This is a genomic window from Leifsonia shinshuensis (assembly GCF_014217625.1).
Taxonomy (GTDB): domain Bacteria; phylum Actinomycetota; class Actinomycetes; order Actinomycetales; family Microbacteriaceae; genus Leifsonia; species Leifsonia shinshuensis_A.
Genome location: NZ_CP043641.1, coordinates 2,789,096 through 2,802,705 on the forward strand (window position 1 = coordinate 2,789,096; position 13,610 = coordinate 2,802,705).

13 protein-coding genes are annotated in these 13,610 nt (G+C 71.2%); 7 read left to right on the forward strand and 6 right to left on the reverse strand.

Features of this window, described 5'->3' with window-relative positions:
- Nucleotides 1-46 precede the first annotated feature (46 nt).
- The 4 genes from F1C12_RS13475 to F1C12_RS13490 all read right to left on the reverse strand — a co-directional run bounded on the left by F1C12_RS13475 (nt 47) and on the right by F1C12_RS13490 (nt 4,617).
- Nucleotides 47-919: a carbohydrate ABC transporter permease gene (locus tag F1C12_RS13475; RefSeq protein WP_185275458.1), complete on the reverse strand. Its 873-nt coding sequence runs from the start codon at nt 917-919 to the stop codon at nt 47-49.
- On the reverse strand, nt 909-1,892 hold the full coding sequence (locus tag F1C12_RS13480; protein WP_185275459.1) for a carbohydrate ABC transporter permease: 984 nt from the start codon (nt 1,890-1,892) through the stop codon (nt 909-911). Before F1C12_RS13480 ends, F1C12_RS13475 begins: the two co-directional genes overlap by 11 nt.
- Nucleotides 1,893-1,897: 5 nt before the next feature.
- Nucleotides 1,898-3,145, reverse strand: a complete 1,248-nt coding sequence (locus F1C12_RS13485; protein WP_258045893.1) for an ABC transporter substrate-binding protein — start codon at nt 3,143-3,145, stop codon at nt 1,898-1,900.
- 95 nt (nt 3,146-3,240) lie between these two features.
- The gene (locus tag F1C12_RS13490; RefSeq protein WP_185275461.1) at nt 3,241-4,617 is read right to left on the reverse strand and encodes an alpha-L-fucosidase; all 1,377 of its coding nucleotides are present in this window, start codon (nt 4,615-4,617) and stop codon (nt 3,241-3,243) included.
- A gap of 160 nt (nt 4,618-4,777) precedes the next feature.
- Between F1C12_RS13490 and F1C12_RS13495 the strand changes: the two genes are divergently transcribed.
- From F1C12_RS13495 to F1C12_RS13510, 4 genes are all read left to right on the forward strand, one after another.
- Nucleotides 4,778-6,118: an alpha-L-fucosidase gene (locus tag F1C12_RS13495; protein ID WP_258046259.1), complete on the forward strand. Its 1,341-nt coding sequence runs from the start codon at nt 4,778-4,780 to the stop codon at nt 6,116-6,118.
- A gap of 1 nt (nt 6,119) precedes the next feature.
- Nucleotides 6,120-6,950, forward strand: a complete 831-nt coding sequence (locus F1C12_RS13500) for an amidohydrolase family protein (RefSeq protein ID WP_185275463.1) — start codon at nt 6,120-6,122, stop codon at nt 6,948-6,950.
- 85 nt (nt 6,951-7,035) lie between these two features.
- Nucleotides 7,036-7,704 carry a nucleoside/nucleotide kinase family protein gene (locus F1C12_RS13505; protein WP_185275464.1) on the forward strand — a complete coding sequence of 223 codons (669 nt, stop codon included), beginning with the start codon at nt 7,036-7,038 and terminating at the stop codon, nt 7,702-7,704.
- Between the two features lie 9 nt (nt 7,705-7,713).
- Nucleotides 7,714-7,962 (forward strand): glutaredoxin family protein, encoded by a 249-nt coding sequence (locus F1C12_RS13510; RefSeq protein WP_185275465.1) that lies wholly within the window; start codon nt 7,714-7,716, stop codon nt 7,960-7,962.
- On the opposite strand, the gene helR is transcribed toward F1C12_RS13510, so the two are convergent.
- Nucleotides 7,959-10,115, reverse strand: a complete 2,157-nt coding sequence (helR, locus tag F1C12_RS13515) for an RNA polymerase recycling motor ATPase HelR (protein ID WP_219732613.1) — start codon at nt 10,113-10,115, stop codon at nt 7,959-7,961. The genes F1C12_RS13510 and helR overlap by 4 nt on opposite strands.
- 80 nt (nt 10,116-10,195) lie before the next feature.
- The gene (locus F1C12_RS13520) at nt 10,196-10,822 is read right to left on the reverse strand and encodes an MBL fold metallo-hydrolase (RefSeq protein WP_185275475.1); all 627 of its coding nucleotides are present in this window, start codon (nt 10,820-10,822) and stop codon (nt 10,196-10,198) included.
- Between the two features lie 19 nt (nt 10,823-10,841).
- Here F1C12_RS13520 and F1C12_RS13525 point away from each other — a divergent pair, with 19 nt between their 5' ends.
- The 3 genes from F1C12_RS13525 (at nt 10,842) to F1C12_RS13535 (ending at nt 13,600) form a co-directional block, all read left to right on the forward strand.
- The gene (locus F1C12_RS13525) at nt 10,842-11,630 is read left to right on the forward strand and encodes an alpha/beta hydrolase (protein WP_185275476.1); all 789 of its coding nucleotides are present in this window, start codon (nt 10,842-10,844) and stop codon (nt 11,628-11,630) included.
- Between the two features lie 100 nt (nt 11,631-11,730).
- On the forward strand, nt 11,731-12,702 hold the full coding sequence (locus F1C12_RS13530) for an aldo/keto reductase (RefSeq protein WP_185278955.1): 972 nt from the start codon (nt 11,731-11,733) through the stop codon (nt 12,700-12,702).
- Nucleotides 12,703-12,739: 37 nt separating this feature from the next.
- Nucleotides 12,740-13,600, forward strand: coding sequence for an aldo/keto reductase (locus F1C12_RS13535; RefSeq protein WP_185275477.1), 861 nt, complete (start codon nt 12,740-12,742; stop codon nt 13,598-13,600).
- The last annotated feature ends 10 nt before the right edge of the window (nt 13,601-13,610 follow it).

The following is a 13,610-nucleotide window of genomic DNA, read 5'->3' on the forward strand; positions in this document are numbered from 1 at the left end:
GTCCTGCTTTCTGGTGGAGGGTGGGAGGCGGTGGCGGGATGCCGCGTCAGCGGCCGCCGAAGCCGCCGAGGGCCACGCCCTTGATGAGCTGGCGCTGGAGCACCGCCACGATGATGAGCGACGGGATGATCGCGATGGTCGACGCGGCCATCATCAGGCTCCACTGCGTGCCGTGCTCGCCCGTGAACATCGAGAGCCCGAGCGGCACCGTCGCCAGGTCCTGGCTGTTGATGATGATCAGCGGCCAGAGGTACGAGTTGTAGTAGCCGACGAACGAGAAGACGCCGAGCACCGAGATCGGGGCCGCGAGCTGCGGGAGCAGCACCGACCACAGCGTGCGGAAGCGCGAGGCGCCGTCGATGATGGCGGCCTCCTCGAACTCGATCGGGATGGTCAGGAAGAACTGCCGCAGCAGGAACGTGCCGAACGCCGTGAAGGCGAACGGGATGATGAGCGCGACGTAGGTGTCGACCAGGCCGAGCTGGTTCATCATGATGAACAGCGGGACGACCAGGACCTCCTGCGGCAGCACGAGCGTGAGCACGTACAGCAGGAACAGCCGGTCGCGGTACTTGAACCGCAGCCGCGAGAACGCGTACGCCGACAGCACCGCCACGATCACGGACAGCAGCGATCCGCAGAGCGCGACGAAGAAGCCGTTGAAGATGAACCGGCCGAACGGCACGAGCGTCCACGCGTCGACGAAGTTCGACCACTTGACCTCGGAGCCGATGAACGACGGCGTCGGCGAGAAGACCTCCGACTCGGGCTTCAGCGCCGAGAAGAACATCCAGATGAACGGGAACGTGAACAGCAGCGCGACGACGGCGACCGCCGCCGTGTTCAGCCAGGTCTTGGCGACGACCTTCCGCTGAGCCGGGCGCAGCCGGCGGCGAACGCGGGTGACCTCACTTGTCATAGTTGACCCACCTCTTCTGTCCCGCGAACTGCAGCGCGGTGATGAGCATGACGACGATGAACAGCATCCAGGCGAGCGCGGAGGCGTAGCCGAGCCGGTCGAAGACGAAGCCGTTGCGGTACAGGTAGAGCACGAACGTGTTCGTCGACTCCCCCGGTCCGCCCTGCGTCAGGATCTGCGGCTGCACGAAGACCTGGAACGCGCCGATCATGGTCATGGTCATGGTGAAGAACAGCGCGGGCGAGATCATCGGCAGGATGATCGAGCGCAGCCGCTGCCAGGCGTTCGTGCCGTCCATCCGGGAGGCCTCCAGCAGTTCCTTCGGGATGCCGGCGATGCCCGCCGAGAGCACGATCACGTTGTACCCGAACGACTGCCACACCGACATCGCGATCACGGACGCGAGCGCGAACCGGGAGTCCGAGAGCCAGCTCGGCCCCTGGATGCCGATCGAGTGCAGGGCCGAGTTCACGATCCCGTTGTCACTGAGCAGCAGCCGCCAGACCAGCGCGTTGGCGACCATCGGCGTGATCGCCGGGAGGAAGAAGATCACCCTCCAGAAGCCGGCGCCCTTGACGCGGGTGTTCAGCCACAGCGAGACCGCCAGCGCGAGCGCGAGGTTCAGCGCCGTGTAGACGAACGCGAAGATGACGGTGTTGAGCAGGACCGTGTAGAACGTCGGGTCGCTGAACAGCTTCTGGTAGTTGGCGAGGCCGACGAAGGTCGGGGTACCGAACAACGGCCACTCGAAGAGGCTGATGACCAGCGACCCGAGCAGCGGCACCACGATGAAGAAGATGAAGCCGGCGAGGCCGGGCCACAGGTAGGCCAGGGCGGTGAGCCCATCGCCCTTCCTCTTCTTCCGGCCGCGCGGCGGCGACGGGTGCGGCACATGGAACGGCCGGGTCTCGGGCGCGGCGGGCGCCGCCGTCTCCTCCGAGACGACGGCGCCCGTGATCAGTGGCGACGACATGGCGCCTACTGCCCCACCGAGTTCTGGATGGTGGTCAGCACATCCTTGGCGGTCTTGTCACCCCGGTAGCCCTCGACTCCGTACTGGGTGAACAGGGTCTCGACCTGGTTCCAGGTCGGGGTGGTGAGCTGGGCCTTGGCGTCCTTCAGCAGGGCCTGCACCGCGCTGTACGCCTCGGCGGACTTGCCGTCGGCCCACGCCGACTGCGCGTCCGGACGCGAGGGGACGATGCCGCGCTTCTCGGCCTGCCCCTTCAGGACGCTGGTGTCGGTCATGGCCATGATCGCCTTGAACGCGCTGTCCGGGTCCTTGCAGTTCTTCGCGATGCCGAAGCCGGAGCCGGCCGTCATGCCCTTGGCGTCGCCGGACGCGGTCGGGACGATCGTGACGCCCAGCTTGAACTTGGCGGCGGCGGCGAAGGTGCCGTACATCCACGGGCCCTCGATGAGCATGTCGCTCGCGCCGGAGGTGAACGCCGACTGGCCGACGTCGGAGCCGTCTGCGGCCTCCGGGGCCTTGGCGATTCCCTCCTTGGAGACCAGGTCGAAGTACGACTGCACCGAGGCGACCAGCTTGGAGTTGGTCAGGTCGAGCTTGCCGCCCTTGACCGCCTCCGCGCCGTCGGCGATGGCCCACGCGTTCGGGATGAAGAAGCCCGGCTCGATGGCGAGCGCCTTGTGGTCGGCGGTGGTCAGCTTCTTCGCGTCGGAGAGGAACTGGTCACGGGTGTAGGTCGAGCTCGGCAGCGCGAGGCCGGCCTTCTGGAAGGCGTCCGCGTTGTAGTAGAGGACGATCGGCTCGGCGTCGTAGGGGATGGCGCGGATGCTGCCGTCCACCGTCATGCCCTTGAGCATGGAGGCGTCGAACTTCGAGGTGTCGAGCTTGTACTTCTTGATCAGGTCGGTCAGCGGCATCAGCAGCCCGGAGAGCTCCTGCGCGCGGGCGGCCTGCGTGGTCAGGAGGCAGGGCGGGTTGGATCCGCTCAGGCGCGTCTTGACCTTCGTCCAGTAGTCGTTGAAGCTCGGGCCTTCGATCGTCACGTCCAGCTTGGGGTCGACCTTCTTGCCGAGGTCGATGAAGCCCTGCCACTGGTCGCGGTCGCTCTGGCTGCTGACCCAGGTGTACATGCTGATCGGGCCGCCGGACGCGTTGCCGCTTCCGCCTCCCGCACAGCCGGCGAGCGCGGTGAGCGCTCCTGCCAGCAGAATGGCGGTACCGGCCCGTACCGCTGCGCGCTTGGTTCGTGGTGTCACGTGCTGTGCCTCCTCCATTGGATTCATCAAAGTGATCGCCGTGTTGGCGCGATCCTATAGGGTGTTTGATATAGGTTTCAAGTAGTCGTGGTGGTCTATCCGGCGAGCGGCTCGAAGTCGATCGCGAGGACATCGATCGGCGCTCCCGAGGCCGCCGGTGCGGGGATGTGCAGCTCCCCGAGCGCCTCGCCGCTCTGCTCCGCCTGCTCGTGGACCTCCACGTTGACCTCGAACGGCAGCTCCTCGCCGGTCGCCAGCAGCCGCACCGAGCGGACCCGGCCGACCGGGATGCCGCGGACGATGACCTGCTCGATCGGCCGCATGACGAGATGGAGGTACAGCGTTCCCTGGCGTGCGGTCGACGGCCCGTAGAAGTCGACGCCCGTGGTGGGCGAGACGCCGACGACGCTCTCGGAGTGCGCATCCATCCACGCGCCGATCTCCTCCAGGGTGCGAACCTGCGACCCGTTGAGGCTGCCGTCGCCCTTCGGCCCGATGTTGAGCAGGAGGTTGCCGCCGCGGGAGGCGACCTCGATCAGCGTGGTCAGCAGCGACACCGTGCTCTTGCTCTTGGTGTCGCCGGGACGCCATGCCCACATCTGCCCGATGGTGAGGCAGAGCTCCCACGGGCCCTCCGGAGCGACGACCGGGAAGCCCTGCTCCGGCGTCTTGTAGTCGCCCTGGCCGAGCAGTCGGTCGTTGATGACGACATCCGGCTGGAGCGATTTGATCAGCGCGCGCAGCCCGGCGCTGTCCCACTCCTCCTCCGACCGCTCCCACTCGCCGTCGAACCAGAGCAGGTCGATCGTGCCGTAATCGGTGAGCAACTCGGTGAGCTGGCCGCGCAGGTAGTCCTGGTAGCGCGCCCACTGCTCGGGCGAGGGGCGGCGATGCCGGTCGTCTGCGACCGGAGTGCCCGCGTTGGCGGCGTCGGCCGCCGCCGGCCAGTGCTCGAGCGGGTACGGCCGGTCGTCCATCGTGAACGCCGGGTAATCGGGGTGGCCCCAGTCCGGGAGGCTGTAGTAGATGCCGACACGGATCCCCTCCGCCCGGATGGCCTCCACGAACTCCCGCGTGATGTCCCGGCCGAACGGCGAGTGCTCGATGCCGAACTCCGAGTGCGCGGTGTGGAACATGCTGTAGCCCGCGTGGTGGCGCGCGGTGAAGACGACGTACCGCGCGCCTGCGCGCTTGGCGAGGCGGGCGAGGGCGACGGCGTCCCACTCCACCGGATCGAAGGTCGCAGCGGTCGACTGGTACTGCTCGACCGTCACAGTGTCCTCGACGGCGTCGGAACCGGGGATGATGGAACGACCGACCAACGGCCAGGAGATCTCGATCCCCTGCTGACTGGCGTGGTCCCAGTGCACGAACAGGCCGAAGCCGGCTCCGGTGAACCATTCGCCGCCCGGCAGCTGGACCAGGTCGGTGCGCACGAACGAGTCGGGCGCCGCGGTGAGGGTGGGGGTCACGGAACGAACTCTCCTTCGAGTAGGTCTTGCGGGGCGTGCGGGGGTTACAGGGTCTTTCAGGGCGGAGCCTATTGCCTATAGGATATCTGCAAGCGGATCCCACCACAACGATTCCGCGAACCGCATCCGTTCAGCGCAGAAGGAGAAGCTCAGCGTGGCCATGTTCAAAGACGACCCCGTCCGCCCCGAGAACTACCGCCGGTTCGAGCGCGCCGTGCCGCAGTGGTTCGGCGACGCGAAGCTGGGGGTCTTCGTGCACTGGGGTCCCTACTCCGTGCCCGCCTGGGCCGAGCCGATCGGCGAGCTCGGCACCATCGAGAAGGAGTACTGGTTCGCCCACAACCCGTACGCCGAGTGGTACTTCAACACGATCCGGATCGAGGACAGCCCCGCGGCCGAGCACCAGCGCCAGGTCTACGGAGGCGCGCCCTACGACGACTTCCTCGACCAGTGGGACCCGGCCGACTTCGACCCCGAGGAGTTCATCGCTCTGGTGAAGAGCACGGGCGCCGGCTACTTCGTGCCGACCACCAAGCACCACGACGGCGTCACCCTGTGGGACGCCCCGGGCACCGACGGCCGCAACACGGTCGCGCGCGGCCCGCGTCGCGACCTCGTCGGCGCGTTCGAGAAGGCCACCCGCGACGCCGGCCTCCGCTTCGGCGTCTACTACTCGGGAGGTCTCGACTGGCATTTCTCGCAGCTGCCGCCGATCACCTCGGACGGCCAGCAGTTCGGCCGGCCGGTCGACGCGGCCTACGCCGAGTACGCCTACAAGCACGTGGACGACCTGATCGAGCGCTACTCCCCCGACATCCTCTGGGGTGACATCGAGTGGCCCGATGCGGGCAAGCCCTCCGGCCCGTTCAGCATGGAGAAGCTGTTCGAGAAGTTCTACGCCACGCGCCCGGACGGCGTCTCCAACGACCGCTGGGGCGAGACGCACTGGGACTTCCGCACGAGCGAGTACCAGCAGGGCACCGACGTGGAGGCCTCCGGCGCCTGGGAGAACTGCCGCGGCATCGGCTTCTCGTTCGGCTACAACCAGGTCGAGGACGAGACGCACCTGCTGAGCGGCCCGGACGCGGTCAAGTCGTTCGTGGACATCGTCTCCCGCGGCGGCAACCTCCTTCTCAACGTCGGCCTCACCGCCCGTGGGACGGTGCCGGAGCTCCAGCGCCGGACCCTGGAGCACCTGGCCGCGTGGAACGCCGTGAACGGCGACGCGGTCTTCGGCTCGACCACACTGGACGCGTCCGTCGCCACTGCAACGGACGAGCCGTGGGTGCGCTGGACGCGCTCCGGCGACACCGCGAACGCGTTCGTGGACGCGACCGGCCCGGTGCGCCTCCCGGCCTCCTCGGCCGTCTCCGCGGCGAGCGCCCGCCTCGCCGACGGCACCCCCCTCGCGGCCTCCCGCGACGGCGACGCGATCGCGGTCACGCTGCCGGAGCCCGCGGTCGCCGGCCCGACCCTCGTCCGCTTCGACCTGGCGGACTGACATGACGGTCGACGCCCACCTGCACCTCTGGGACCTGGACCGGGTCACGTACCCGTGGCTGACCGACGCGCTGGCGCCGATCGACCGCACGTTCGCGTTCCCGGAGGTGGAGCCCCAGCTGGAGCGGGCGGGCGTCGACCGCGTCGTGCTCGTGCAGGCGGCGAACTCGGTGGAGGACTCGTCGGCGATGTTCGCGGTGTCGTCTCCGCGCGTCGCGGGAGTCGTCGCCTGGGTCGACCTGCTCGACCCGACCGCGGCCGCACGGCAGCTCGACCAGTGGTCGGCGCATCCGTCGTTCGTCGGGGTGCGGCACCTCATCCACGACGAGCCGGACCCCGACTGGCTCGCCCGGCCGGCGGTGCGGTCGTCGCTCGCTCTCCTCGCCGCGCGCGGCCTCGGCTTCGACGTGATCGGCGTGCTCCCCCGGCACCTGGAGCACGCGGTGTCGCTCGCGGACGAGCTCCCGTCACTGCGCCTCGTGATCGACCACCTCGGCACGCCCCCGGTCGGGGCGGACTCGGCCCAGCCGTGGGCCGGCCTCCTCACCGAGCTCTCGCGCCGCCCGAACGTCTTCGTGAAACTCTCCGGCCTGACCACGCTCGCCGGAGGATCGGGCGCGGCCCGGCTCCGCCCCTACGTCGACCACGCCCTCGACGCCTTCGGCTCGGCACGCGTCCTGTACGGCGGCGACTGGCCGGTGTCGACCCTGGCCGGCCCCTACGCGGAGACGTGGGCGACGACGGAGGCGCTGCTCGCGGGCGCGTCGGACGGCGAGCGGGAGGACGTGCTCACGCGGTCGGCGGAGCGGGCGTACCGGCTCGGCGCGTACTGACGCGCGAGGCTGGGACCGCTCCCGCAACGCCGGCGTCATCGTCGGCCCCGCGAACGCGTGCCGCGCGATTCGCGACAATGTCGGTATGGCCCCTTCGCCCACGCACGCCGACCCGCACGCCCTCGCCCGCCGTGCCCTGCGCCTCGCCGCGGACGGCCACCGGGCGCTCGTCGGCGTCGCCGGCAGCCCCGGCTCCGGCAAGACGACGCTCGCCCGCGCCGTCGTCGACGCGGCGAACGACTGGGCGGGCGAACCCGTCGCCGCGTACCTCCCGATGGACGGCTTCCACCTCGCCGACGCCACCCTGGAGGCGCTCGGCCGCCACGACCGCAAGGGCGCGATCGACACCTTCGACGGCTGGGGCTTCGTGGCGCTCCTGGAGCGCGTGCTCGCCGAGCCCGACCACCCCGTCTACGCGCCGGCCTTCGACCGCGCCGTCGGTGAGCCCATCGCCGGCAGCCTGGCCGTCCTCCCGGGCACGCGGCTCGTCGTCGTGGAGGGCAACTATCTGCTGGCGCCGTCCGACCCGTGGACGCGCATCCCGCCGCTGCTGGCCGAGTCGTGGTTCGTCGCGACCCCCGAGGACGAGCGGATGCGGAGGCTGGTCGACCGCCACACCCGCCACGGCCGGACCCCGGAGGCCGCGCTCGCCTGGGCGCGCGACGTCGACGGCGCCAACGCCCGCCTCATCGAGCCCACCGCGGCGAGCGCGACGCTGACCGTGGACGGCGGTCTCCCAGTCGACGCCGCTTAGGCTGGCGGGATGACCGACACGTTCACCACCGTCACGATGTTCGGCGCGGACTGGTGCCGCGACTGCATCCGCTCCAAGTCCCTCCTCGACCGCCTCGGCGCCGACTACGAGTACATCGACCTCGTCGCCCAGCCCGAGCAGGCAGACCGGGCCCAGGCGATCAGCGGCCGCACCAACATCCCCGTCATCGTCTTCCCGGACGGCCGCCACCTGGTCGAGCCGAGCGACGCGGAGCTGGAGGCGGCGCTGGGGGTCTAACCCTCCAGCACCACCAGCTCCCGCGTCGACCGCGTCATCGCCACGTACCGGTCCACGGCCCCCTCGATCCCGTTCCCGAACCCGTCCGGGTCGAGCAGCACGACGAGGTCGAACTCGAGGCCCTTCGACTGGGCCGGCGTGAGCACCCGGAGACGGTCGGAGGGCGACGCCCAGCGCGCTGCACCCTCGGCCGCGATGACGCAGCCGATCCCCGCCGGGTTCTCGCGCAGCCACTGCGCCACGATCCCGTCCAGGTCCGCCCGCGAGCCGCGGACCACCGGCAGCCCGCTGCTGCGCACCGAGGCCGGCACGTTCGCGTCCGGGATGGCCGCGCGGATCACCGGCGCGGCCTCCGCCATGATCTCCTCCGGCGTGCGGTAGTTGACGGTCAGCGTCGAGACGCGCACGTCCGGGATGCCCGCGGCCGCCAGGCGTTCCGCCCAGGACGACGTGAAGCCGTGCCGCGCTTGCGCACGGTCGCCCACGATCGTGAAGCTGCGCGACGGGCAGCGCCGCAGCAGCATCCGCCACTCGGCGTCCGTGAGCTCCTGCGCCTCGTCCACGACGATGTGCGCGAACGGCCCCGCCAGCAGGTCGGGGTCGAGGCGCGGGAGGGCGGCCTCGTCGATCAGCGAGCGCTGCGCGTCCTCCACCTTCAGCATCGTCACGAGGCCCTCGCCGTCATCGGCGGCGATCAGGTCGTCCACGACGCGGTTGCGGCCCTCGCGCTCGAAGGCGAGCACGGCCTCCCGTTCGCGGCGGACCCGGTTCGCGGCCGGGTCGCCGATCCGCTGGCGGGCCGCGTCGAGCAGCGGGAGGTCGGACAGCGTCCACGCCCGGGGTTCGTCCCGCTGGAGCGCATCCACCTCCGCGTCACTCAGCCACGGCGCGCACGCCCGCAGGTAGGCGGGCACGGAGAACAGGTCGCCGAGCACGCCCGCCGGGTCGAGCAGCGGCCAGGCGCGGTTGAACGCGAGCCGGAGCCCGTCGTTCTGCGTGAGCTGACGGCGCAGGGCGGCGAGCGGGACGCCGTCCCCGGCCTTCGCCTCCAGGATCGTCAGCAGCTCCTCCCACACCTCGTCGCGCGCCTCGTCGTGCGGCGCGCCGGCGCCCGCCGCGTCGAACGCGTCCGCCCAGTCGTCGGCTGTCAGCGGGAGGTCGGCCCACTCGGTCTCCACGACCATCCCGCGCGCCGGCGGGACCTCGTGATACCGCACCGCCCGCTCGACCGCCGTCACCATCGCCGACGACGCCTTGAGCAGCGCGACGGAATCGTCCGCCTCCGGCTCCACGGACGCGCCCTCCGGCAGCAGATCGCGCAGCGTGCAGAGCTGTACGCCGTCCTCGCCAAGGCTCGGCAGCACGTCGGAGACGTAGGCGAGGTAGGCGGGGCTCGGCCCGACGAACAGCACGCCGCCGTGCCCCTGCGACAGCCGCGGGTCCGAGTAGAGGAGGTACGCCGCCCGGTGCAGCGCGACGACCGTCTTTCCGGTGCCCGGACCGCCGTCCACCACGAGCGCACCCCGCGAGCCGTCGCGGATGATGGCGTCCTGGTCGGCCTGGATGGTCGCGAGCACGTCCCGCATCCGCGGTGACCGGCTCGCGCCGAGGCTGGCGATGAACGCGGACTGGTCGTCCAGCGCTGCACGCTCGGTGGCGTCGTCGAGGGCGTCCGGCGCGAACACCTCGTCCCAGTAGTCCGTGACGCGGCCGTTCGTCCACCGGTAGCGCCGCCGGCTGACCAGGCCCATCGGCTCCCCGAGCGTCGCGCCGAAGAACGGCTCGGCCGCGGGCGACCGCCAGTCGACCAGGAGCTTGTCTCCGTCGGCGGCCGTCAGCCCGAACCGTCCGATGTAGACGGTCTCCGCGGTCGCGGTGACCATCTGCCCGAGGCAGACGTCGATCCCGAACCGGCCGAGCGCGCGCAGCCGGGCGCTCAGCCGGCGCACCTCGGTGTCCCGGTCGAGTGCTTTCTGCCCGTGGCCTCCCGGCGCGCGCAGTTCGACGGCGAGCTGATCGGAGAGCTCGGCGATGGTCGAGCGGAGGGTGAGGTCGATGGCGGCGAAGTGCTCCTCGTCGGCGGCGACGAGGGCGGGGACGGACTTGGCGCGGAGGGTGTCGGGCAGGGCGAAGGCAGGCGAGGAGGCAGTCACGAGGGTCGATTCTGCGCCCTGACCGGGGCCTTGCCGCAAGCCCCCTGCCCTCCCGTATCCTGGAGATGCGGGGGAAAGCGTCAGGCCAGTCGTGCGGGGGCGCCGTGACCCGGGCAGACGAGGCGGGGCGCGGAAGCCGCGATCGCGGCGAGGGTCGTGTCCGCCGCAGCGCGGTCGCTGATCAGGAACGCCGGGAAGTGGACGAGCCGCCCGTCGGAGACGCGCGCCGCGTCGCCGGTGAACGCTACCCCGCGCCAGCGCACGAGGTGGTGCCCGGGCGTGTGACCCGGCGCCGGTACGGCGAAGATGCCAGGTGCGACCTCCAGCTCGGCGGTGTCGGGGAGCTCGGTCAGCTCGGGCAGCTCGGCTCGGCCCAGCCATCCGGTGCGGAACAACGCACGGCGCATGGGCGTGGGCGGCGGCTCCTCGCCGCGCAGGATCCGCGCGTCGGCGGCGCCCAGCCACACCCGCGCGCCCGTCGCGCGCTGCACGGCGGCCGCGCCGCCGACGTGGTCGGGGTCGTAGTGGGTGAGGACGACGTCGGTCACCGTCGGGATGCGGGCGGCCGCCAGTTCGGCGACCACGGCCTCCGCCCCGGACCGCAGGCCGGTGTCGACGAGCACTACGCGGTCGCCCTCCTCGATCAGGTAGGCGTTGCCGGCGCGGGCGGACTGCAGCCGGTGGACTCCCGGGATCACTTCGCGCATGAGTGGGATGCTAGTCCGCGTGCAGAGTCCTGACATCGCCGCGCTCAGACAGGATGCACGCGAGCGCGCGCTCGCCCGGCCGCGATGGCCGTTCGACGGCACGGTGGCGGACGGCGTGGCCGGTGCGGCGGAGGCGACCCGCCGCTACGTGCCGTCGCACGCTGCGCGGAGCGACGACGCCGTGGTCTTCCTCCACGGCGGCTACGGCCTGTTCGGCGACCTCGAGCTGCAGGACGGCTACTGCCGCCGCATCGCCGGCGGCCTCCGTGTCACGGTGCTGTCGGTCGCCTACCGGCTCGCCCCGGAGGGGACGCTCGCCGAGTCGGCGGACGACGCGGTCGCGGCGGCGGACCTCCTCCGCCGGGACGGCTTCTCCCGCGTCGTGCTCTGGGGCGACTCCGCCGGCGGCGCGGTCGCCCTGGCCGCCGCGCGCGACGCGAACGCGGACGCCCTCGTCCTCACCAACCCGAACGTCGATCTGACGCTCGCCTCCTATGACGACGCGGCGCCGGGAGGCCCCGGACGCGAGCTCTCCGAGTGGGCGTTCGCCCGCTGGGCCGGCGGAGGAACGCCCTCCTCCGCTCCCGACCTCGCGGCGGACGCCGGCGGCCTCCCGCCCGTCTACGTCGCCGTCGGCTCGGAGGACTCCCTCCTCCCCGACGCCGAGCGGCTGGCCGACGCCTGCGCCGCCGCGGAGGTCCCGGTCCGGCTGCGCGTCGTCCCCGGCGCCGCACACGGGTTCATGGGCGGCCCCGACCTGAAGACGGCGGACGATGTGATCGCGGAGGCCGGGCGAATTCTGGAGTGAGCACGCGATCCGCCGATCCACAACTCATACCGCACAATCCGATCCACACCTCCTGTTGGACTTCTCGCCCATTCCGGCGGAGGCTGGCGCCATGACAGACATGCAGTACACGCAACTGGGCCGTTCCGGACTGAAGGTGTCGCGTCTCGTGCTCGGCACGATGAACTTCGGGCCGGAGACCACGACCGAGGACTCGTTCGGCATCATGGACGCCGCCCACGCGGCGGGCGTCAACTACTTCGACACCGCGAATGTGTACGGCCGCAGCAAGGGCCACGGCGCGACCGAGGCGATCCTCGGCGACTGGTTCGCGCAGGGCGACGGCCGGCGCGAGCGCACGGTACTCGCCACCAAGCTGTACGGCGCGATGGGCGACTGGCCGAACGAGGGCAAGCTGTCCGCGCTCAACATCCGCCGCGCCCTCGACGCCAGCCTGAAGCGGCTGAAGACGGACTACATCGACATCTACCAGTTCCATCACGTGGACAGGGACACGCCGTGGGACGAGATCTGGCAGGCGATCGACGTCGCGATCGGCCAGGGCAAGATCCTCTACGCCGGCTCCAGCAATTTCGCGGGCTGGCACATCGCGACCGCGCAGGCAGAGGCCCGGGCGCGGGGCACCCTCGGCCTGGTCAGCGAGCAGTCCATCTACAACCTCCTCACCCGCCGGGTCGAGCTGGAGGTCCTGCCGGCCGCGCAGGCGAACGGGGTCGGCGTGATCGCCTGGTCGCCGCTGCACGGCGGCCTGCTCGGCGGAGTGATCCGCAAGCAGAACGAGGGCCGGCGCCGCCTGGAGGGCCGAGCGGCCGACACGCTCGCCACCCACCGCGACGCGATCGAGGCCTATGAGTCGTTCGCCGCCGAGCTGGGCCACGAGCCCGGCGACATCGCCCTCGCCTGGCTGCTCACCCGCCCCGGCGTGACCGGCCCGATCATCGGCCCGCGCACCCGCGAGCAGCTGGACGCCGGCATCGGCGCGCTCGACGTCCACCTGGACGACGCGGCGCTCGCCCGGCTGGACGAGATCTTCCCCGGGCACAAGACGGCGCCCGAGGACTACGCCTGGTGACTCCCGCCCTCACGACTCGAACACGCAAGGAGAACGAATGAAGTACCGCGCACTGGCCGACCTGCAGGTGTCCGCGATCGGCCTCGGCGGGATGCCCATGTCGATCGAGGGACGCCCCGACCGCTCCCGCTCGATCGCGACCGTGCACGCCGCGCTGGACGCCGGCGTCACCCTGATCGACACGGCCGACGCCTACCACCTGCACGCCGACGAGGTCGGCCACAACGAGGAGCTCATCGCCGAGGCGCTGCGCTCCTGGAGCGGCGACGCCTCCGCCGTCCTGGTCGCGACGAAGGGCGGCCACCTGCGTCCCGGCGACGGCAGCTGGACGGTCGATGGCCGCCCCGAGCACATCCGGGAGGCCGCCCTCGCGTCGCTGCGGCGGCTCGGCGGCGACGCGCTCGGCCTGTACCAGTTCCACCGGCCCGACCCGGAGGTCCCGTACGCGGACTCCGTCGGCGCGGTGCGCGACCTCCTCGACGAGGGACTGATCCGCTACGCCGGGATCTCGAACGCGCACCCCGACCAGATCCGCGAGGCACAGGAGATCCTGGGCGGCCGGCTGGTGTCGGTGCAGAACCAGTTCTCGCCGGCGTTCCGGTCCAGCGAGCCGGAGCTCCGGCTGGCCGACGAGCTCGGGATCGCGTTCCTGCCGTGGAGCCCGCTGGGCGGCATCTCGAACGCGAGCGACCTCGGCGACCGCTTCGCACCGTTCGCCGAAATCGCCTCCGCCCGCGGGATCAGCCCGCAGGTCGTGGCGCTCGCCTGGCACCTCGCGCAGAGCCCGCACGTCATCCCGATCCCGGGCTCGTCGCGGCCCGAGACCATCCTGGACTCGCTCAGCGCTCTGGATGTGGAGCTGACCGCGGACGAGCTGGCGGCGCTGGACGCCGCGTAGTCCGGGAGGC

Coding starts and splice junctions, on each gene's coding strand:
- F1C12_RS13475 (WP_185275458.1), bottom strand. CDS start 919: ATGACAAGTGAGGTCACCCGCGTTCGCCGCCGGCTGCGCCCGGCTCAG.
- F1C12_RS13480 (WP_185275459.1), bottom strand. CDS start 1,892: ATGTCGTCGCCACTGATCACGGGCGCCGTCGTCTCGGAGGAGACGGCG.
- F1C12_RS13495 (WP_258046259.1), top strand. CDS start 4,778: ATGTTCAAAGACGACCCCGTCCGCCCCGAGAACTACCGCCGGTTCGAG.
- F1C12_RS13500 (WP_185275463.1), top strand. CDS start 6,120: ATGACGGTCGACGCCCACCTGCACCTCTGGGACCTGGACCGGGTCACG.
- F1C12_RS13505 (WP_185275464.1), top strand. CDS start 7,036: ATGGCCCCTTCGCCCACGCACGCCGACCCGCACGCCCTCGCCCGCCGT.
- F1C12_RS13510 (WP_185275465.1), top strand. CDS start 7,714: ATGACCGACACGTTCACCACCGTCACGATGTTCGGCGCGGACTGGTGC.
- F1C12_RS13520 (WP_185275475.1), bottom strand. CDS start 10,822: ATGCGCGAAGTGATCCCGGGAGTCCACCGGCTGCAGTCCGCCCGCGCC.
- F1C12_RS13530 (WP_185278955.1), top strand. CDS start 11,731: ATGCAGTACACGCAACTGGGCCGTTCCGGACTGAAGGTGTCGCGTCTC.
- F1C12_RS13535 (WP_185275477.1), top strand. CDS start 12,740: ATGAAGTACCGCGCACTGGCCGACCTGCAGGTGTCCGCGATCGGCCTC.